This is a genomic window from Azotobacter salinestris (assembly GCF_009363155.1).
GTDB classification, from domain to species: domain Bacteria; phylum Pseudomonadota; class Gammaproteobacteria; order Pseudomonadales; family Pseudomonadaceae; genus Azotobacter; species Azotobacter salinestris.
The window spans coordinates 3,568,755-3,586,703 of sequence record NZ_CP045302.1 but is presented as its reverse complement, the minus strand read 5'-3'; the positions used below and the strand labels follow the sequence as shown (position 1 = coordinate 3,586,703).

Below are 17,949 nucleotides of genomic sequence, written 5' to 3'. Positions count from 1 at the left end.
GAGCTGCTATCATCCGCAGCCTTTTTGCGCGGCGTGGCGCGCTCTGCCCTGCCTTTCCCCGCACCGGGGGCACCGACGGAGATCCGCATGCTGGAGAAGCTGTTTCGACTCGAAGCGCACGGCACCACGGTACGCATCGAGCTGCTGGCCGGCCTGACCACCTTCCTGACCATGGCCTACATCCTCTTCGTCAATCCGAGCATCCTCGGCGAGACGGGCATGGACAAGGGCGCGGTGTTCGTCGCCACGGCACTGGCCGCGGCGATCGGCTCGGCGCTGATGGGGCTGATCGCCAACTACCCCATCGCACTGGCCCCCGGCATGGGCCTCAACGCCTTCTTCACCTACACCGTGGTGCTGCAGATGGGCCACAGCTGGCAGGTGGGGCTCGGTGCAGTGTTCCTCTCCGCCTGCCTGTTCCTGCTGATCTCGGTGCTGCGCATCCGCGAGTGGATCATCGACAGCATCCCGCTGCCGCTGCGCCTCGCCATCGGTGCCGGCATCGGCCTGTTCCTCGCGCTGATCGCCCTGCAGAACGCGGGCGTCGTCGTCGCCCATCCGGTGACCCTGCTGACCCTCGGCGACCTGACCCAGGCCCCGCCGCTCCTCGCCACGCTGGGCTTTCTGCTGATCGTCACCCTGGAGGCGCGGCGGGTGCCCGGCGCGGTGCTGCTCGGCATCCTCGCCGTGACCCTGGTCGCCGTCGGCCTCGGCGTCACGCCCTTCGCCGGGGTGCTGGCGCTGCCGCCGTCGCTGGCGCCGACCCTGCTCCAGCTGGATATCGCCGGCGCCCTGGAGATCGGCCTGGCCAGCGTGGTCTTCGCCTTTCTCTTCGTCGACGTGTTCGACAATTCCGGCACCCTGATCGCCGTGGCCCGCCGCGCCGGGCTGATGGCTCCGGACGGCCGCCTGCCGAAGATGGGCCGTGCGCTGATCGCCGACAGCGCCGCCGCGCTGGGCGGTTCGCTGCTCGGCACCTCGACCACCACCAGCTACATCGAGTCCGCCGCCGGGGTGAGCGCCGGCGGGCGCACCGGGCTGACCGCCTGCACGGTCGCCCTGCTGTTCCTGCTCAGCCTGTTCTTCGCCCCGCTGGCCGCCAGCATCCCGGCCTTCGCCACCGCACCGGCGCTGCTGTTCGTCGCCGTGCTGATGGTCTCCGCCCTCGCCGAGCTCGACTGGAGCGACCTGACCACCGCCGCGCCGGTGCTGATCACCGCCCTGGCCATGCCGCTGACCTACTCGATCGCCAACGGCATCGCCTTCGGCTTCATCGCCTGGAGTGCGATCAAGCTGCTTGCCGGCCGTCGCCACGAGCTGAACCCGGCACTGTTGATCCTCGCCGGGCTGTTCGCGGTCAAGCTGGGCTGGTTCAACGCATGAGTCATACTCCGAACGGATTGGACGCGCCTGCCGAGTCGATGCCGGCTACCCGCGGGTTGGCCATCCCCCCTACCGCAGCCCCCTGAGAACCGGCCGGTGCCATCCGGCACCCATCCGTCTCTGCAACCCACGAGTACTCCCATGAGCCTTCCGCACTTCGATCCCTCGCACTACGACGCCCAATTGGCCGAAAAGAAGGCGCGCCTGGCCGAACTGCTGGCGCCCTTCGCCGCGCCGGAGCCTGCGGTGTTCGACTCGCCCCGCGAGCACTACCGCCTGCGCGCCGAGTTCCGCCTGTGGCGCGAGGGCGAGGAGCGCTACTACGCGATGTTCGACCCCGTCGACAAGCGCCAGCCCATCCTTCTCGACGACTTCCCCATTGCCGGCGAGCGCATCAACCGGCTGATGCCGCGCCTGAAGGCCGCCTGGCAGAACAGCGCGGCGCTCGCCTTCAAGCTGTTCCAGGTGGAGTTCCTCACCACCCTGGCCGGCGATGCGCTGATCACCCTGTGCTACCACCGCTCGCTGGACGCCTTCTGGCAGACCGCCGCCGAGCAGCTCGCCGCGGAGCTGGGGGTGAGCATCGTCGGCCGCTCGCGGGGCCAGCGCATCGTCGTCGGCCGCGACTACGTGGAAGAGGAATTGACGGTGGCCGGGCGGCGCTTCCGCTACCGCCAGCCGGAGGGCGCCTTCACCCAGCCCAACGGCGTGGTCTGCCAGAAGATGCTGAACTGGGCCTTCGAGGCGCTCGGCGCGCGCGACGACGACCTGCTGGAGCTGTACTGCGGCAACGGCAACTTCACCCTGCCGCTGGCGACCCGCGTGCGCCGGGTGCTGGCCACCGAGATCAGCAAGACCTCGGTGAGCGCCGCACTGGCCAACCTGGAAGGCAACGGCGTGGACAACGTGACCCTGGTGCGCCTGTCCGCCGAGGAGCTGACCCAGGCGCTCAACGAGGTGCGGCCGTTCCGCCGGCTGGCCGGCATCGACCTGAAGGGCTACGCCTTCGGCAGCGTGTTCGTCGACCCGCCGCGCGCCGGCATGGACCCGGATACCTGCGAGCTGACCCGGCGCTTCGAGCGCATCCTCTACATCTCCTGCAACCCGGAGACCCTGGCGGCGAACATCGCCCAGCTCCACGACAGCCACCGCATCGTGCGCTGCGCACTGTTCGACCAGTTCCCCTACACCCATCACATGGAGTCGGGGGTGCTGCTGGAGCGGCGCTGAGCGGCGCTCAGTGCCGTACCTTGCCGGGCCGGCCGAGCAACGGCTCCCGGCGGCGCTGCAAGCCGTCGAAGTCGTCGTCGAAGGCCCCCGGCAGCGGCGTGACCGGCAGCGGCGGCGCTGCCGCCGCCTCGGGCTTCAACCGGTACAGGGCGAGCAGTGCCAGCAGCGCGCTGCCGACCTTGTAGGCCAGCGCGCCAAGGCCCAGGCTGTGCAGGCTGCCGCCGTCCAGCCAGAGCGAGCCCAGACGCGCCAGCACCAGCGCCGCCTGCATCATGATCAGCAGCACCAGGGCACTGCGCAGCCGCTCCGGACGGCGGATCGACCAGAGCAGGAACAGTGCCAGGCCCAGCTGCAGCCCGCCGTAATAGACCCGGGTATTGCTCGCCGAGACCGCCTCCATCAGCAGCATGCCGTTCAGGTTGGCCATTTCGTAGGGGCGCAGCCAGTAGGCCAGGCCCACGCCGCCCATGACCACGACCTGGATCAGCAGGACGATTCGGGCGAAAAGCATGTCGATTCTCTCCATCAGGGGGATGGCCCTTCGCCCGGGACGGGCGGCATTTGGCCATCCATGCGTCAACCCACAACAGACCCGCGCCGGCGCCATTCGTTCGCCATGCCGGACATCGCGGCGGGCTTGGGCTGACGGGAGGGAAGGACTATCCTGCACGCCCGCACCCGCCGGAGGTTCCCATGCGCCGTTTCGTCCTGCTCGCCCTTGCCTTCACCAGCGCCATCCAGGCCGCCGAGCCCGTCGCCATCGACGTGTACCGCGATCCCGGCTGCGGCTGCTGCGAGGACTGGGTCCGGCACCTGCAGGCCAACGGCTTCGCCGTCAACGACCATGTCGAGGCGAACATGGGCGCGGTCAAGTCCCGCCTGGGCGTGCCCTACAGCCTGGGCTCCTGCCATACCGCGGTGATCGACGGCAAGTTCGTCGAAGGCCATGTGCCGGCCGCCGACATCCTCAGGCTGCGGCGCCAGCCGGAGCTGATCGGCGCCGCCGTGCCGGGCATGCCGGTCGGCTCGCCGGGCATGGAAATCGGCGACCGCCAGGAGGCCTACCAGGTGATCGGCGTCACCCGCGGCGGCGAGCGACGCGTGCTCGCCGACTACCCGGCGCGCTGAACCCGCGCGCCGCAGCCGGCAGATTCATCGCGCAGTCCCGGAGGTGGCCGCCTAGACTGAGGGGTATCGCTCAAGCCAGGGGAGCACCGCCATGCGCTGGAAACGGGCACGACGCAGCGACAACGTGGTGGACGCACGCGGCGGCGGTCTGCACATCGGCGGCAAGGGCCTCGGCCTCGGCGGCATTGCGCTGGTGGTGATCGTCGGCCTGTTGATGGGCCAGGACCCGGGGCAGATCCTCACCGAGCTGACCACCCAGAGCTCGGTCGACTCGCAGCAGGCCGGCGCACCGCCCGCCGGCGACGAACAGGCCGAGTTCGTCCGCGCCGTGCTCGGCGACACCGAGGACACCTGGCGAGCGCTGTTCGAGCAGGCCGGGCGCGAGTACCGGGCCCCAGCCCTGGTGCTGTTCAGCCAGGGGGTGAACTCCGCCTGCGGCTTCGCCAGCCAGGCGGTCGGCCCCTTCTACTGCCCCGCCGACCAGCGGGTCTACCTGGATCTGGCGTTCTTCGACGAGCTGGCCAGGCGCTTCGCCGCCTCCGGCGATTTCGCCCAGGCCTACGTGATCGCCCACGAGATCGGCCATCACGTGCAGGCCCTGCTCGGCGTCTCCTCCCGGGTGAGCGCCGCCCGCCAGCGCGGCGAGCGCCTGGAAGGCGCCAGCGGCCTGCTGGTGCGCCAGGAGTTGCAGGCCGACTGCCTGGCCGGGGTCTGGGCCCACCATGCCCAGCGGCGCCTGGACTGGCTGGAGCCCGGCGATCTGGAGGAAGCCCTGAGCGCCGCCAACGCTATCGGCGACGACCGCCTGCAACGCCACGGCCGAGGCCAGGTGGTGCCCGACTCCTTCACCCACGGCACCTCGGAGCAGCGGGTGCGCTGGTTCCGGATGGGCTTCGAGAGCGGCGAGGCCGGGCGCTGCGACACCTTCCAGGCCAGCAGGTTGTGACCCGGACGGCGCTCCGTCACTCGCTCCGCAGCTGCGCCAGCAGCTCGAAACAGTCGCGCACCTGCCAGTCGGTCAGCTCGGGCCAGGGATTCTCCGTCGGGCAGATCAGCACGGCGTGCGCCCCGGCGCCGCGCGCGCACTCCAGATCGTTGCGGTAGTCGCCGACCATCACCAGCTCTCCGGGCGCCACCCCCCAGGCCGCGGCCAGCTGCAGCAGGCCGCCGGGATGGGGCTTGGGCGGTGCCTCGTCGCGGCCGACGATGTCCGCGCGGGCGAAGCAGTCGGCCAGTCCGATCGCCTGCAGGGTGAGCAGCGCCAGCTCGTGGGCGTTGCGGGTCAAAAGGCCGAGGCGGCAGCTGCGCCGGCACAAGGTGCGCACCAGCTCGACCGCGCCGGCGGCCGGACGCGCGTCCAGGGCCAGGGCGCGCTCGTGCTCGAGCAGCCAGGCATGCTTGGCCGCCGCCTGCGCCGCCGGCAGGGCGGCCAGGTGATGGAGGATGTCGTCCTCTGGCGGGATGTCCAGGGCACGGCGGATGGCGGCGAAATCGTGGACGGCGACGGTCAGGGTGCCGTCCATGTCGAACACCCAGTGGCGGGCGGCGGCGAACCTCATTGCCAGTCCTCGCGACGGCGGATCAGGCCCTCCTGGGCCATGGAGGCGACCAGCCGGCCGCGGCGGTCGAACACATGGCCGCGGGCGAAGCCGCGGGCGTTGGCGGCCCAGGGGCTCTCCACCGCGAACAGCAGCCAGTCGTCCAGGCGCAGATCGCCGTGGAACCACAGGGCATGGTCGAGGCTGGCCACCTGCATGAAGCGCTGGAACACCGACACCCCGTGCGGCTGCAGCGCCGTGTTCAGCAGGGAGAAGTCCGAGGCGTAGGCGAGCAGGTAGCGGTGCAGCTGCGGATTGTCCGGCAGGCGACCGTCGGCGCGGAACCAGGCGTAGCGGATCGGCGCGCAGGGCTCGGGCGAGAAGGGATTGACCCGGGTCACCGGACGGATCTCGATCGGCTTGGCGCTGATCGCCCAGTCGTGGATGCGCTCCGGCAGCTGGTCGGCGACCTGCCGCGCCAGTTCGGTTTCCGAGACCAGCCCCTCCGGCCCCGGCACCTCGGGCATCGTCGGCTGCTGGTGTTCGAGCCCCGCCTCGCCGGCCTGGAAGGAGGTGGAGCAGGTGAAGATCGGCCGGCCCTTCTGGATCGCGGTGACCCGCCGGGCGCTGAAGCTCTTGCCGTCGCGCAGCGGATCGACCTCGTAGAGCACCGGCAGGCTGGCATCGCCGGGGCGCAGGAAGTAGCCGTGCAGCGAATGCACCTGACGGCCGGGCTCGACCGTCTGGCTGGCGGCCGACACCGCCTGGCCGAGCACCTGGCCGCCGAACAGCTGGCGCAGGCCGAGGTCCTCGCTGCGACCGCGGAACAGGTTTTCCTCGATGGGCTCGAGGCTCAGCAGGGCGACCAGGTTGTCCAGAATCTCCGTCATCGGGTGTATCCCTCACGCAAGGCTTGTCGGCGGCGGCCGGGCGGCCGCTCTGTGGATACGACTCTGCCAGCGCCGGCCGCCCGGGCCAAGAGGCACGCCGCCTCCGCTACCAGTAGTTCTCCACCGCCACCTGGCCCGGCTTGCGGCTCAGGCTGAGCTGCAGATCGCGCGCCTTGAGCAGTTCCCGGCAGTCCTTGATCATCTGCGGGTTGCCGCAGAGCATGAGCCGCGAGTACGCCGGATCGAGCGCCAGACCGGCGACGCGCTCCAGCTCGCCGCAGTCGAGCAGCGTGGTGATACGCCCGTGCAGGGTCCCGGGCGCGGCCTCGCGGGTCACCAGCGGCAGATACTGCAGCTGCTCCCGGCCACCCGGCGCCCGCATCCGCGCCGGCAGCTCGCCGATCTGCTCGCGGTAGGCCAGCTCGCCCGCGGTGCGCACGCTGTGCACCAGCAGGATGTGCTCGAAGCGGTGCCAGACCTCCGGATCGCGCAGGATCGACAGGAAGGGCCCGATCCCGGTGCCGGTGGCCAGCAGCCAGAGGTCGCGGCCGTCGGGGAAACGGTCGAGGGTGAGAAAGCCGTAGGGCTGGCGCTCGACGAACAGCGTGTCGCCGGGCTTCAGGCGGCACAGCTCGCTGGTGAACTCGCCGCCCGGCACCACCACCGAGAAGAACTCCAGCTGCTCCTCGGCCGGCGCCGAGACCATCGAATAGGCGCGCCAGACGGTGCCGCCGTCGGCCTTGCAGAGGCCGAGGCGGGCGAACTGGCCGGCGCGGAAGCGGAACTCCGGCGGGCGCGTGCAGCGCAGGCTGAACAGGGTATCCGTCCAGGACCAGACCTCGAGCAGCCGCTCCCGGGTGAACTTGTCTTCGCTGACGGTCATACTTCGCTCCTCGTTCGCCGCGGATCTCCGGGCGATAGCCATGACTGTGTCCGGCCGGCGCGCGGCCGGGCGGCTCGACCGCCCGACGAAGACGCCGGCCTCTCTTTCGGTATAGACAAGCGCCCTCCCCGCCATGCCCATTCTCGATACCCCGTTCGCCCGTCTCGAGCTGCAGCGCCAGCCGCCGCGGCGCGACGATCCCCTGCAGGCCTTCGATGCCGCCGACGAGTACCTGCTGCAGCACCTGCACGCGCAGGGCCTGCCCGCAGAAGCGCGGGTCCTGTTGCTCAACGACGCCTTCGGCGCGCTGGCCTGCGCCCTGGCGGGCCATGCCCGGGTGACCAGCAGCGGCGACTCCCATCTGGGCTGGCTGGCCCTGCAGGACAACCTGCAGCGCAACGGCCTGGCCGCGGACGCGGTGGCCTTCGTGCCGGCCAGCGAGATCGCCGAAGGCCCCTTCGACCGGGTGCTGATCCGCGTGCCCAAGACCCTCGCGCTGCTCGAAGAGCAGCTGATCCGCCTGCATGGCCGGCTCGCGCCGGGCGCCCAGGTGATCGCCGCGGCCATGGTCAAGCACCTGCCGCGCGCCGCGGGCGACCTGCTGGAACGCTACGTCGGTCCGGTGCAGGCCTCGCTGGCGGTGAAGAAGGCACGCCTGCTGTTTGCTACCCCGGAGCCGAAACCCGCGCCGCGCTCGCCCTACCCGACCCGCTACCGCCTCGACCAGCCGCCCGTCGAACTGGTCAACCACGCCAACCTGTTCTGCCGCGAAGGGCTGGACATCGGCACCCGCGCCTTCCTCCCCCATCTGCCGCGGAACCTCGGCAGCGCCAGGGTCGCCGACCTCGGCTGCGGCAACGGAGTGCTCGCCATCGCCTGCGCGCTGGTTAATCCCGAGGCGCGGCTGACCCTGGTCGACGAGTCCTATATGGCCATGCAGTCGGCCGACGAGAACTGGCGCGCGGCGCTCGGCGATCGCCCGGTGGAGATTCGCGCCGCCGACGGCCTGGCCGGGCAGACGGAAAGCTCCCTGGAGGTGGTGCTGTGCAACCCGCCGTTTCACCAGCAGCAGGTGGTCGGCGACTTCCTTGCCTGGCGCATGTTCCAGCAGGCACGGGCGGCACTGGTGCCGGGCGGCGCGCTGTGGATCGTCGGCAACCGCCACCTGGGCTACCACGTCAAGCTCAGGAAACTGTTCTCCCGGGTCGAGCAGGTGGGGGCGTCGCCCAAGTTCGTCATCCTCAAGGCGATACGCTGAACAAGAAACGAGCGATGCCCGCCAGAGCCCGCCCCTGGCGGGCCCGCGCCATTCTTGCGCAGCTTATCCACAGGCTGCTCCACAGTTTCGCTGGACAAGCCGCCGGCGCCCATGGCAGCGCTGAAAGCGTCCAGCGTTTCCCCTTGACGCCAGGAAGATCGCCCGTTCCAGGCCATTTTGCCGACTCCCCGCACACTTTTCGCCCAGACACGCCGCAAGCCGCGCCCCGTCCCGGACGGAGGATTTGTTCCCAGGTTTATCCACAGACCTTTCCACAGAATTCGGGGACATTCCCCTGCCAACCGGGCGCTCTTTCCCGTCGTTCGCGTCACGTCCCAAGTCTGGAACACGCCCGCCGGCACGCCGCCGGAGTACCATGGGCGTCCCGTTTTTCAAGGACCTCTCCATGCGCCCTCTCGTCGCCACGGTCGATCTGGCCGCCCTCCGTCACAACCATGCCCTGGCCAGGCGCTGCGCGCCGGGTGCGCGGGCCTTCGCGGTGGTCAAGGCGAACGCCTACGGCCATGGCGTGCGCGAAGTGGTGACGGCGCTGCGCGACGACGCCGACGGCTTTGCCGTGGCCTGCCTGGAGGAAGCCGCCGAGGTGCGCGCCCTGCACGACAGCGCGCGGATCCTGCTGCTGGAGGGCTGCTTCGAGCCGGCGGAATACCGGATCGCCGCCCAGCTCGGGCTGGACGTGGCGATACAGGACGGCGAACAGGCCGAGGCGCTGCTCGCCGCCGAGCTGGAGCGCCCGTTGAACCTCTGGCTGAAGCTGGACAGCGGCATGCACCGCCTGGGCTTTTCCGCACCGGCCCTGCGCGATTGGCACACCCGTCTGCTGGGCGCCCGCCAGGTCGCCGAACTGAACCTGATGAGCCACTTCGCCTGTGCCGACGAGCCGGGCCATCCGCTCACCGCCCGGCAGCTGGAGAGCTTCCTGGGCCTCGCCGATGTGCCGTTCGCCGCACGCAGCCTGGCCAACTCGGCAGCCATCCTGAGCCTGCCTCAGGCCCATCTGGACTGGCTGCGCCCGGGCATCATGCTCTACGGCGCCAGCCCTTTCGCCGGCCGCGATGCCGCGGAACTCGGCCTGCAGCCGGCGATGAGCCTGACTGCACGGCTGATCGCCATCCGCGAGGTGGCGCCCGGCGAGACGGTCGGCTACGGCGCGACCTGGCGGGCCGGACGGCCGACGCAGATCGGCACGGTGAGCTGCGGCTACGCCGACGGCTATCCGCGCAGCGCGCCCGCCGGCACGCCGCTGGCGATCCGTGGCCGGCGCGTGCCGCTGGCCGGGCGGGTGTCGATGGACATGCTGACGGTGGATCTGAGCGAACTGCCCGAGGCGCGGGTCGGCGATGCAGTGGAGCTGTGGGGCGCGGACCTGCCGGTCGACGAGGTCGCCCGCGCCTGCGGCACCATCGGCTACGAACTGCTGACCCGGGTGAGCGCGCGGGTGCCGCGGCGCTACCGTTTCTAGCGGGATCGGCCCGGGTGAGAGCCCGCCTATAACCGACTGCTCCACTCGGCCTTCTGCTCATTTTTTGTGCTATATTGCGCGCCCTTCGCAGCTCCCTCCGGTCACCGCCATGCACCCAGCCAAGCCGCTTTTCGACTATCCCAAGTACTGGGCCGAATGCTTCGGGCCGGCGCCCTTCCTGCCGATGAGCCGGGAAGAGATGGAACAGCTCGGCTGGGATTCCTGCGACGTGATCATCGTCACCGGCGACGCCTACGTGGATCACCCGTCCTTCGGCATGGCGATCATCGGCCGCCTGCTGGAGGCCCAGGGCTTCCGGGTCGGCATCATCAGTCAGCCGGACTGGCGCGCGAAGGACGACTTCATGAAGCTCGGCAAGCCGAACCTGTTCTTCGGGGTCGCCGCCGGCAACATGGACTCGATGATCAACCGCTACACTGCCGACCGGAAGATCCGCTCCGACGACGCCTACACGCCCGGCGGCCTCGCCGGCAAGCGCCCGGACCGCGCCAGCCTGGTCTACAGCCAGCGCTGCAAGGAGGCCTGGAGCGAGGTGCCGGTGGTGCTTGGCGGCATCGAGGCCTCGCTGCGCCGCATCGCCCACTACGACTACTGGCAGGACAAGGTGCGCCGCTCGATCCTGATGGACGCCACTGCCGACCTGCTGCTGTTCGGCAACGCCGAGCGCGCCGTGGTGGAAGTGGCCCACCGGCTGGCCGCCGGGGAGCGCATCGAATCGATCACCGACATCCGCGGCAGCGCCTTCGTCCGTCGCGACGCGCCGGAGGGCTGGTTCGAGATCGACTCCACGCGCATCGACCGTCCGGGCAAGGTCGACAAGATCATCAACCCCTACGTCAACACCCAGGATCTCGAGGCCTGCGCCCTCGAACAGACCAGGGACGAGCCGGAAGATCCTCAGGCGGCACAACCGGTCGAGCTGCTGCCGCACCCGAAGCTGACCCGCGAGCGCACGGTGATCCGCCTGCCCTCCTTCGAGAAGCTGCGCAACGACCCGGTGCTCTACGCCCACGCCAACCGCGTGCTGCACCAGGAGACCAACCCCGGCAACGCCCGCGCCCTGGTGCAGCGCCACGACACCCTGGACGTCTGGCTCAACCCGCCGCCGATCCCGCTCTCCACCGAGGAGATGGACTACGTCTTCGGCCTGCCTTACGCCCGCGTGCCGCATCCGGCCTATGGCGGCGAGCGCATCCCGGCCTACGAGATGATCCGCTTCTCGGTGAACATCATGCGCGGCTGTTTCGGCGGCTGCACCTTCTGCTCGATCACCGAGCACGAGGGCCGGATCATCCAGAACCGCTCGGAGGAGTCGATCCTGCGCGAGATCGAGGAAATCCGCGACCGGGTGCCGGGCTTCACCGGGGTGATTTCCGATCTCGGCGGGCCGACCGCCAACATGTACCGCATCGCCTGCAAGAGCCGGAAGATCGAGGACGCCTGCCGCAAGCCGTCCTGCGTCTACCCGGGTATTTGCGACAACCTGAACACCGACCATTCGGCGCTGATCCACCTCTACCGTTCGGCCCGCGACCTGCCGGGGGTGAAGAAGATCCTGATCGCCTCGGGGCTGCGCTACGACCTCGCCGTGGAGTCGCCGGAGTACGTCAGGGAGCTGGTCACCCACCACGTCGGTGGCTACCTGAAGATCGCCCCGGAGCACACCGAACAGGGCCCGCTGTCGAAGATGATGAAGCCGGGCATCGGCACCTACGACCGCTTCAAGAAGCTGTTCGACAAGTATTCGAAGGAGGCGGGCAAGGAGCAGTACCTGATCCCCTACTTCATCGCCGCGCATCCGGGCACCACCGACGAGGACATGATGAACCTCGCCCTGTGGCTCAAGCGCAACGATTTTCGCGCCGACCAGGTGCAGGCCTTCTACCCCTCGCCGATGGCCACCGCGACCGCCATGTACCACTCGGGGCGCGACCCGCTGCGCAAGGTGACCTACAAGAGCGACGCGGTGACCATCGTCAAGAGCGAGCGCCAGCGCCGCCTGCACAAGGCCTTCCTGCGCTGGCACGATCCGCAGAACTGGCCGCTGCTGCGCGAGGCGCTGAAGGAGATGGGCCGCAGCGATCTGATCGGCAACGGCAAGCACCAGCTGATCCCGGCCCACCAGCCGCAGAACGACGGCTACCACAGCGCACGGCGCAAGAACTCCACCCCGTCCGGCGGCAGCAAGAAAACGGGGGGCAAGCCGCTGCTGACCCAGCACACCGGTCTGCCGCCGCGCAGCCAGGACGGCAACCCCTGGGACAAGCGCGAGCAGGCCAAGGCTGCCGCCGAGTCGCGGCGCAAGGCCGGCAAGGATGCCCATAAGCCGGGCGGCAAACCCAGGCGGCCGGTGGCACCGCGCTGATCCGCACTGACCCGGAACTCATGGCGCATCGCCAGAGTGCGTCATGATCGCCGGCCCCCTGTCCTGCCTGTCGGCGGCTCAGGCCAGTAACGCACATATTTCCTGTTTGTAAATTTTTCGCGCCCCGGCCGAAAAATTCATAAAGTGCCTGCCCCGTAGCGCCCTTCGTGCAGGACCTCGCAATGCCCCCGCGCCTTCCGGCTCGGCACCCTCCGCCAATGGCACTGGATCAGCTCCGGCCTCAGCCTGGCGGGCAGGCTGCCGCTCGCCATCAGCGGGCAGCGGTCCGGCCGCTGGCCGGCCTCGGCCTGCTGCTGCCGCTGCTGATCGCTCCGCTGTTCACCCATTGAAGGATCCCATTCATGCGTCACCGCCTGCTGTTGTCCCTCTGCGCCCTGTTCGCCGCACCGGCCTTCGCCGCCGAGCTGGAAATCGGCCTGGAAATCCCCCGCCTCGAGGTCGCCGAGTACCACCGCCCCTACGTCGCCGTCTGGCTGCAGCGGCCGGACAAGACGCACGTCGCCGACCTGGCGGTCTGGTACGCCGTGAAGGCGAGGAACAACAGGGGCGAGAAGTGGCTCAACTCCCTGCGCCAGTGGTGGCAGATCAGCGGCCGCCACCTCGACATGCCGGTGGACGGCGTCAGCGGCGCAACCCGCCCGGTCGGCGAGCACCGCCTGACCTTCAGCAGCGAGCGCGCGCCCCTCAAGGACCTGCCGGCCGGCGAATACCACCTGATGGTCGAAGTAGCCGGCCAGGGAGGCAAGCGCGAGCTGCTGGGTGCGGCCTTCACCTGGCCGCCCGCACAGGCCGAGCAGTTTCAGGCGCCGGGCAAGCTTGAGCTGGGCGTCATGAGCATGCGCCTGACGCCCTGAGCCGGCAGGCCCTTCAGCCCTCTTCCCCGTGCAGGCCGTGCCAGGCCAGCAGCCCCAAAGCCGCCAGCGCGGCGAAGGCGGCGCCGCCGAGAAAGGTGACGGCGGCGCCGAACTGCTGCCACAACGCACCGGCGATCACGCTGGCCGCCAGCAGCGCCAGACCGCTGAGCAGATTGAAGAAGCCGAAGGCGGTGCCGCTCAGCGCCAGCGGCGCGCTGTCGGCCACCAGCTTGGCCAAGAGACCCTGGCTGCAGGCCATGTGCAGCCCCCACAGGGCGGCCCCGGCGAAGGCCAGCCAGGGACTGTCGGCGCCGGCCAGCAACAGGTCGGCGAGGATCAGCGGCAACAGGCTGAGCAGCAGCAGCCGGCGCGCATCGAGACGATCGGCGGCCTGGCCGGCCGGATAGGCGCACAGGGCATAGAACAGGTTCATCACCACCAGGGCCAGCGGCACCAGGCCGAGGGGTACACCCACCTCTTCGGCGCGCAGGATCAGGAAGGCCTCGCTGAAGCGGGCCAGGGTGAAGGCCGCGCCTATGCCCACCACCCACCAGTAGGCCCCGTTCAACCGGCGCACGTCGCCCAGCCGCAACGGCGGCCGGACGCCTTCCCCGCTTCCGGCGCGCACCGGCTCCTGCACGTAGCGCAGCAGCAGGACCACGGCGAGGAAGGCCGGGATCACCGCCACCCACATCACCGCCGCGATGTCGTTGGCGAACCAGAACATGAACAGCAGCGCCAGCATCGGCCCGATCACCGCGCCCAGCGAATCCAGCGCCTGGCGCAGGCCGTAGGCCGCGCCGCGCAGCGCCGGCGCCACCAGGTCGGCGACCAGCGCATCCCGCGGCGCGCCACGGATGCCCTTGCCGACGCGGTCGGCGAAGCGCGCGGCGAACACCCAGTCGATGCTCGTGGCCAGGGGAAACAAGGGTTTGCTGAAAGCCGCCAGGGCGTAACCGAACACCACCAGCCGCTTGCGCCGCCCCAGGTAGTCGCTCAGCGTGCCGGAGAACACCTTGGCGAAGGCCGCGGTGGCCTCGGCCACCCCCTCGACGATGCCCACCGTCACCAGCGAGGTGCCGAGCACGCCGACCATGAACAGCGGCAGCAGGCTGTGGATCAGCTCGGAGGAAATGTCCATAAGCATCGAGCCGAAGCCCAGCGCCCAGATGCCCGCCGGCAGGGCGCGCAGCCCGGCAGCCAGGGCCAAAGGACGCGCCGGATCAGCCATGTCGGCCTCCCTGTACGGAATATGGCTCCCTGTCTGACGCTAATCGGTGCCGACCGGGCTGTCCACTGCGTCACTCGTCGAACTGGTAGCTGCCCGGCGCCAGGTTCTCGAAGCGCGAATACTTGCCGAGGAAGGCCAGCCGGGTGGTGCCGATCGGGCCGTTACGCTGCTTGCCGATGATGATCTCGGCGACGCCCTTGAACTCCGTCTCCGGGTGATAGACCTCGTCGCGGTAGACGAACATGATGACGTCGGCATCCTGCTCGATGGCGCCGGATTCGCGCAGGTCGGAGTTCACCGGGCGCTTGTTCGGGCGCTGCTCCAGCGAGCGGTTGAGCTGCGAGAGGGCGATCACCGGGCAGTTGAACTCCTTGGCCAGCGCCTTCAGCGAGCGGGAGATCTCGGAAATCTCGTTGACCCGGTTGTCGCCGCTGGAACCGGGGATCTGCATCAGCTGCAGGTAGTCGACCATGATCATGGCGATCTCGCCGTGCTCGCGGGCCAGGCGCCGGGTGCGGGCGCGCATTTCCGCCGGGCTGATGCCGGCGGTGTCGTCGATGAACAGCTTGCGCTCGTTGAGCAGGTTGACCGCCGAGGTCAGCCGTGGCCAGTCGTCGTCGTCCAGGCGGCCGGCGCGCACCTTGGTCTGGTCGATGCGACCAAGCGAGGCGAGCATACGGATCACGATGGATTCGGCAGGCATTTCCAGGGAATACACCACCACCGCCTTGTCGCTGCGCAGCACGGCGTTCTCCACCAGGTTCATGGCAAAGGTGGTCTTTCCCATGGATGGACGCCCGGCAACGATGATCAGGTCCGCCGGCTGCAGGCCGCTGGTCTGCTCGTCCAGATCGGTGAAGCCGGTGGAAAGACCGGTGATGGCGTCGCCGGAGTTGAACAGCGAGTCGATACGATCGATGGCCTTGACCAGGATGTCGTTGATCGCCAGCGGGCCGCCGGCTTTTGGCCGTGCCTCGGCGATCTGGAAGATCATCCGCTCGGCCTCGTCGAGGATCTCGTCGCCGCTACGGCCCTGGGGTGCGTAGGCGCTGTCGGCGATCCGGTTGCTGATGCCGATCAGCTGGCGCAGGGTGGCGCGCTCGCGGACGATCTGCGCATAGGCCTTGATGTTCGCCACCGAGGGGATGTTCTTGGCCAGCTCGCCGAGGTAGGCCAGGCCGCCGACCTGCTCCAGATGGCCCTCCTTGTCCAGTTGCTCGGACAGGGTGACCACGTCGAACGGCATGTTGCGCTCGGCCAGTACGGTGATAGCGCGGAAGATCATGCGGTGGTCGTGGCGGTAGAAATCGCCGTCGGACACCTGGTCGAGCACCCGCTCCCAGGTGTTGTTGTCCAGCATCAAGCCGCCCAGCACGGCCTGCTCGGCCTCGATGGAATGCGGCGGCACCTTGAGGGCGGCGGTTTCCAGGTCGTACTGTTCGGGAGGACTGATGTCGTTCATGGCAGGCGAAGATTCCGGAGGTGCAGAAAGACAACGGGCACGTTCCGCGGTGGCGGAACGTGCCCGATGTTAGGCGCCTGGCAGCCAGGCTGCCAGACGATATGGCGACCGCTTAGCCGGCGACCACGACCAGGCGGATGCTGGCCTCGACGTCGGTGTGCAGGTGCAGGGCCACGTCGTATTCGCCAGTCTGCCGAATGGTGCCGTTGGGCAGACGCACTTCGCTCTTCGCCACCTCCAGACCGGCACCGGTCAGGGCATCGGCGATGTCGGCGGTGCCGATGGAGCCGAACAGCTTGCCCTCATCGCCGGCAGTGGCGGTGATGGTGATTTCCAGCTCGTTCAGCTGGGCCGCGCGCTCTTCGGCGGAAGCCCGCTTTTCGGCAGCCAGACGCTCCAGTTCGGCGCGACGGGCTTCGAACGCCGCGACGTTCTCGGCAGTGGCCGCGGTGGCCTTGCCCTGCGGCAGCAGGAAGTTGCGCGCGTAGCCGCCCTTTACACTCACCTTGTCGCCCAGGTTGCCCAGGTTGGCGATCTTTTCCAGCAGGATGACTTCCATTTGAGTCTTACCTCTTAACTTTTAACCTTCACCGTTCGCAGCTCCGGAGCCACCCTTGGGCGTCTGCCGACCGCGAAAATCAATGAGACTGTCGACAATGGCCAAGACCATCAGCAACGGATAGGTCAGCTGCATGAACAGCAGCAGCGTCACATACAGCCCCACCAGCCAGAACCGCCCCAGTCGTCCCTGCGCCACCAGCCCGTGTATCAGGGCTATGCCGGCGAAGAACAGCGGTACGCTGCACAGCGGCGCCAACATGGCCATCTGCGCCCCCAGGTTGGGGGCGAGCAGCAGGCCGGCCAGCAGCGCGAGCGTCCACAGACCTGGCAGGCGCAGCGCGCGAAACTCATCGGCGAAGCCGCCCGGGTTGTACAGCAGGCTCTGCCAGTAGCGGCCGAGCACCAGGGCAAGCAGGCTGACGATCTGCAGCAGCGCCGCCAGCAGGCCGGTCAGCACCGGCACCAGCAGGGCCCCCAGACGCGCCTGCTCGTCCGCCGAGAGCGGCCGGGCCGACTGGAGCACCTGCGGCATGAGCTTCTGCAGTTCGTCGGCCATGGCCTCGATGGGGGCGCGGAACACCTCCCCCAGCACCAGCGCATAGCCCAGGCCGACCAGCACGCTGCCCATCAGCACCAGCCGCCAGGACACGCTGCTGCGCAGCAGCTGAGCCAGCCCCAGAGTGCCGAGCAGCAGCAGCAGGGTGCGCGGCTCGCCGAAATACCACCAGGCAGCGGCCGGCAACAGGGCCAGGGCGACGATACCGAAGGCATCGCCCAGGCCACGGCGCAGCAACACCAGGCTACCTGCCGCCGCGCTCAGCCAGAACAGCAGCGGCAGGGCGGCGGAGCCTACGACCACGAGACCGGCCTGCATGCGACCGCGCATGATGAATTCGGCCAGGACGCGCATGCGTTCTATCCCTTACCTTTGTCGACCGCCCGCCATCAACGGCCGTGGCTGTCGGTGTAGGGCAGCAGGGCCAGGTAGCGGGCACGCTTGATGGCGGTGGCCAGCTGACGCTGATAACGGGCCTTGGTTCCGGTGATACGGCTGGGAACGATCTTGCCGGTCTCGGAGATGTAGGCTTTCAGGGTGTTGAGATCCTTGAAGTCGATCTCTTTGACGCCTTCGGCGGTGAAACGGCAGAACTTGCGACGACGGAAGAAACGTGCCATGGGAGTTGCTCCTCAATAGATCCGTGGATTACTCGTCAGCTTTATCGCTGTCGCTATCGCTGTCGTGACCTTCATGGCCGCCGTGTTCGGGGCGCTCACGACGCTCGCGACGCTCGCTGCGGTTTTCCTCGGCCTTGAGCATCTCGGACTGGCCGGTGATGGCTTCGTCGCGACGGATGACCAGGTTGCGGATGACGGCATCGTTGTAGCGGAAGTTGTCTTCCAGCTCGGCCAGGGCCTTGCCACTGCACTCGACGTTCAGCATCACGTAGTGAGCCTTGTGCACGTTGTTGATGGCATAAGCCAGCTGGCGACGGCCCCAGTCTTCGAGGCGATGGATCTTGCCGCCATCTTCTTCGATCAGCTTGGTGTAACGCTCCACCATGCCACCGACCTGCTCGCTCTGATCCGGGTGGACCAGGAAAATGATTTCGTAATGACGCATGGATGCTCCTTACGGGTTGC

General features: G+C 68.9%; 19 protein-coding genes. 9 read left to right on the top strand and 10 right to left on the bottom strand.

Annotated features, from left to right (window positions below):
- Window positions 1–87: 87 nt before the first annotated feature.
- Together GCU53_RS16775 and trmA are read left to right on the top strand one after the other, a co-directional pair.
- The gene (locus GCU53_RS16775) at window positions 88–1,383 is read left to right on the top strand and encodes an NCS2 family permease (RefSeq protein ID WP_152388604.1); all 1,296 of its coding nucleotides are present in this window, start codon (window positions 88–90) and stop codon (window positions 1,381–1,383) included.
- A 141-nt stretch (window positions 1,384–1,524) separates the two neighbouring features.
- Window positions 1,525–2,613 (top strand): tRNA (uridine(54)-C5)-methyltransferase TrmA, encoded by a 1,089-nt coding sequence (gene trmA / locus GCU53_RS16770; protein WP_152388603.1) that lies wholly within the window; start codon window positions 1,525–1,527, stop codon window positions 2,611–2,613.
- A gap of 7 nt (window positions 2,614–2,620) precedes the next feature.
- Here trmA and GCU53_RS16765 read toward each other — a convergent pair whose 3' ends face one another.
- Window positions 2,621–3,124, bottom strand: coding sequence for a DUF4345 family protein (locus GCU53_RS16765; RefSeq protein ID WP_152388602.1), 504 nt, complete (start codon window positions 3,122–3,124; stop codon window positions 2,621–2,623).
- 182 nt (window positions 3,125–3,306) lie between these two features.
- Here GCU53_RS16765 and GCU53_RS16760 point away from each other — a divergent pair, with 182 nt between their 5' ends.
- Together GCU53_RS16760 and ypfJ are read left to right on the top strand one after the other, a co-directional pair.
- Window positions 3,307–3,741: a DUF411 domain-containing protein gene (locus GCU53_RS16760; RefSeq protein ID WP_152388601.1), complete on the top strand. Its 435-nt coding sequence runs from the start codon at window positions 3,307–3,309 to the stop codon at window positions 3,739–3,741.
- 91 nt (window positions 3,742–3,832) lie between these two features.
- Window positions 3,833–4,687, top strand: coding sequence for a KPN_02809 family neutral zinc metallopeptidase (gene ypfJ / locus GCU53_RS16755; RefSeq protein WP_152388600.1), 855 nt, complete (start codon window positions 3,833–3,835; stop codon window positions 4,685–4,687).
- 16 nt (window positions 4,688–4,703) lie between these two features.
- Here the strand turns inward: ypfJ and GCU53_RS16750 are convergent, their stop codons facing one another.
- The 3 genes from GCU53_RS16750 to GCU53_RS16740 form a co-directional block, all read right to left on the bottom strand.
- The gene (locus tag GCU53_RS16750) at window positions 4,704–5,300 is read right to left on the bottom strand and encodes an HAD family hydrolase (RefSeq protein ID WP_152388599.1); all 597 of its coding nucleotides are present in this window, start codon (window positions 5,298–5,300) and stop codon (window positions 4,704–4,706) included.
- The gene (gene tesB, locus GCU53_RS16745) at window positions 5,297–6,169 is read right to left on the bottom strand and encodes an acyl-CoA thioesterase II (RefSeq protein ID WP_152388598.1); all 873 of its coding nucleotides are present in this window, start codon (window positions 6,167–6,169) and stop codon (window positions 5,297–5,299) included. Before tesB ends, GCU53_RS16750 begins: the two co-directional genes overlap by 4 nt.
- A gap of 106 nt (window positions 6,170–6,275) precedes the next feature.
- Window positions 6,276–7,052: a ferredoxin--NADP reductase gene (locus tag GCU53_RS16740; protein WP_152388597.1), complete on the bottom strand. Its 777-nt coding sequence runs from the start codon at window positions 7,050–7,052 to the stop codon at window positions 6,276–6,278.
- Window positions 7,053–7,185: 133 nt separating this feature from the next.
- On the opposite strand from GCU53_RS16740, the gene GCU53_RS16735 reads away from it, so the two are divergent.
- The 5 genes from GCU53_RS16735 (at window position 7,186) to GCU53_RS16715 (ending at window position 13,054) form a co-directional block, all read left to right on the top strand.
- A complete protein-coding gene (locus GCU53_RS16735) occupies window positions 7,186–8,310 on the top strand; it encodes a methyltransferase (RefSeq protein WP_152388596.1) in 1,125 nt (374 codons plus the stop codon).
- A gap of 406 nt (window positions 8,311–8,716) precedes the next feature.
- Complete coding sequence (gene alr / locus GCU53_RS16725) at window positions 8,717–9,793, top strand: alanine racemase (RefSeq protein WP_152388595.1); 1,077 nt, start codon at window positions 8,717–8,719, stop codon at window positions 9,791–9,793.
- A 109-nt stretch (window positions 9,794–9,902) separates the two neighbouring features.
- Window positions 9,903–12,179, top strand: coding sequence for a YgiQ family radical SAM protein (locus GCU53_RS16720; protein ID WP_152388594.1), 2,277 nt, complete (start codon window positions 9,903–9,905; stop codon window positions 12,177–12,179).
- Between the two features lie 218 nt (window positions 12,180–12,397).
- On the top strand, window positions 12,398–12,529 hold the full coding sequence (locus tag GCU53_RS26580; RefSeq protein WP_280115838.1) for a hypothetical protein: 132 nt from the start codon (window positions 12,398–12,400) through the stop codon (window positions 12,527–12,529).
- A 12-nt stretch (window positions 12,530–12,541) separates the two neighbouring features.
- Entirely contained in the window at window positions 12,542–13,054 is a 513-nt protein-coding gene (locus GCU53_RS16715) for a DUF2271 domain-containing protein (RefSeq protein WP_167520083.1), read from the top strand.
- Window positions 13,055–13,067: 13 nt separating this feature from the next.
- Here GCU53_RS16715 and GCU53_RS16710 read toward each other — a convergent pair whose 3' ends face one another.
- The 6 genes from GCU53_RS16710 to rpsF form a co-directional block, all read right to left on the bottom strand.
- A complete protein-coding gene (locus tag GCU53_RS16710; RefSeq protein ID WP_152388592.1) occupies window positions 13,068–14,285 on the bottom strand; it encodes an MFS transporter in 1,218 nt (405 codons plus the stop codon).
- 70 nt (window positions 14,286–14,355) lie between these two features.
- Window positions 14,356–15,747, bottom strand: a complete 1,392-nt coding sequence (gene dnaB, locus GCU53_RS16705) for a replicative DNA helicase (RefSeq protein WP_152388591.1) — start codon at window positions 15,745–15,747, stop codon at window positions 14,356–14,358.
- A 112-nt stretch (window positions 15,748–15,859) separates the two neighbouring features.
- Window positions 15,860–16,306, bottom strand: a complete 447-nt coding sequence (gene rplI / locus GCU53_RS16700; protein WP_152388590.1) for a 50S ribosomal protein L9 — start codon at window positions 16,304–16,306, stop codon at window positions 15,860–15,862.
- A 21-nt stretch (window positions 16,307–16,327) separates the two neighbouring features.
- Window positions 16,328–17,218, bottom strand: a complete 891-nt coding sequence (locus tag GCU53_RS16695) for a YybS family protein (protein ID WP_152388589.1) — start codon at window positions 17,216–17,218, stop codon at window positions 16,328–16,330.
- Between the two features lie 35 nt (window positions 17,219–17,253).
- Window positions 17,254–17,484: a 30S ribosomal protein S18 gene (rpsR, locus tag GCU53_RS16690; protein WP_012699436.1), complete on the bottom strand. Its 231-nt coding sequence runs from the start codon at window positions 17,482–17,484 to the stop codon at window positions 17,254–17,256.
- Window positions 17,485–17,512: 28 nt separating this feature from the next.
- On the bottom strand, window positions 17,513–17,929 hold the full coding sequence (gene rpsF, locus GCU53_RS16685; protein ID WP_131298863.1) for a 30S ribosomal protein S6: 417 nt from the start codon (window positions 17,927–17,929) through the stop codon (window positions 17,513–17,515).
- Between the last annotated feature and the right edge of the window lie 20 nt (window positions 17,930–17,949).

Coding starts and splice junctions, on each gene's coding strand:
- GCU53_RS16775 (WP_152388604.1), top strand. CDS start 88: ATGCTGGAGAAGCTGTTTCGACTCGAAGCGCACGGCACCACGGTACGC.
- trmA (WP_152388603.1), top strand. CDS start 1,525: ATGAGCCTTCCGCACTTCGATCCCTCGCACTACGACGCCCAATTGGCC.
- GCU53_RS16765 (WP_152388602.1), bottom strand. CDS start 3,124: ATGCTTTTCGCCCGAATCGTCCTGCTGATCCAGGTCGTGGTCATGGGC.
- GCU53_RS16760 (WP_152388601.1), top strand. CDS start 3,307: ATGCGCCGTTTCGTCCTGCTCGCCCTTGCCTTCACCAGCGCCATCCAG.
- ypfJ (WP_152388600.1), top strand. CDS start 3,833: ATGCGCTGGAAACGGGCACGACGCAGCGACAACGTGGTGGACGCACGC.
- GCU53_RS16750 (WP_152388599.1), bottom strand. CDS start 5,300: ATGAGGTTCGCCGCCGCCCGCCACTGGGTGTTCGACATGGACGGCACC.
- tesB (WP_152388598.1), bottom strand. CDS start 6,169: ATGACGGAGATTCTGGACAACCTGGTCGCCCTGCTGAGCCTCGAGCCC.
- GCU53_RS16740 (WP_152388597.1), bottom strand. CDS start 7,052: ATGACCGTCAGCGAAGACAAGTTCACCCGGGAGCGGCTGCTCGAGGTC.
- GCU53_RS16735 (WP_152388596.1), top strand. CDS start 7,186: ATGCCCATTCTCGATACCCCGTTCGCCCGTCTCGAGCTGCAGCGCCAG.
- alr (WP_152388595.1), top strand. CDS start 8,717: ATGCGCCCTCTCGTCGCCACGGTCGATCTGGCCGCCCTCCGTCACAAC.
- GCU53_RS16720 (WP_152388594.1), top strand. CDS start 9,903: ATGCACCCAGCCAAGCCGCTTTTCGACTATCCCAAGTACTGGGCCGAA.
- GCU53_RS26580 (WP_280115838.1), top strand. CDS start 12,398: ATGGCACTGGATCAGCTCCGGCCTCAGCCTGGCGGGCAGGCTGCCGCT.
- GCU53_RS16715 (WP_167520083.1), top strand. CDS start 12,542: ATGCGTCACCGCCTGCTGTTGTCCCTCTGCGCCCTGTTCGCCGCACCG.
- GCU53_RS16710 (WP_152388592.1), bottom strand. CDS start 14,285: ATGGCTGATCCGGCGCGTCCTTTGGCCCTGGCTGCCGGGCTGCGCGCC.
- dnaB (WP_152388591.1), bottom strand. CDS start 15,747: ATGAACGACATCAGTCCTCCCGAACAGTACGACCTGGAAACCGCCGCC.
- rplI (WP_152388590.1), bottom strand. CDS start 16,306: ATGGAAGTCATCCTGCTGGAAAAGATCGCCAACCTGGGCAACCTGGGC.
- GCU53_RS16695 (WP_152388589.1), bottom strand. CDS start 17,218: ATGCGCGTCCTGGCCGAATTCATCATGCGCGGTCGCATGCAGGCCGGT.
- rpsR (WP_012699436.1), bottom strand. CDS start 17,484: ATGGCACGTTTCTTCCGTCGTCGCAAGTTCTGCCGTTTCACCGCCGAA.
- rpsF (WP_131298863.1), bottom strand. CDS start 17,929: ATGCGTCATTACGAAATCATTTTCCTGGTCCACCCGGATCAGAGCGAG.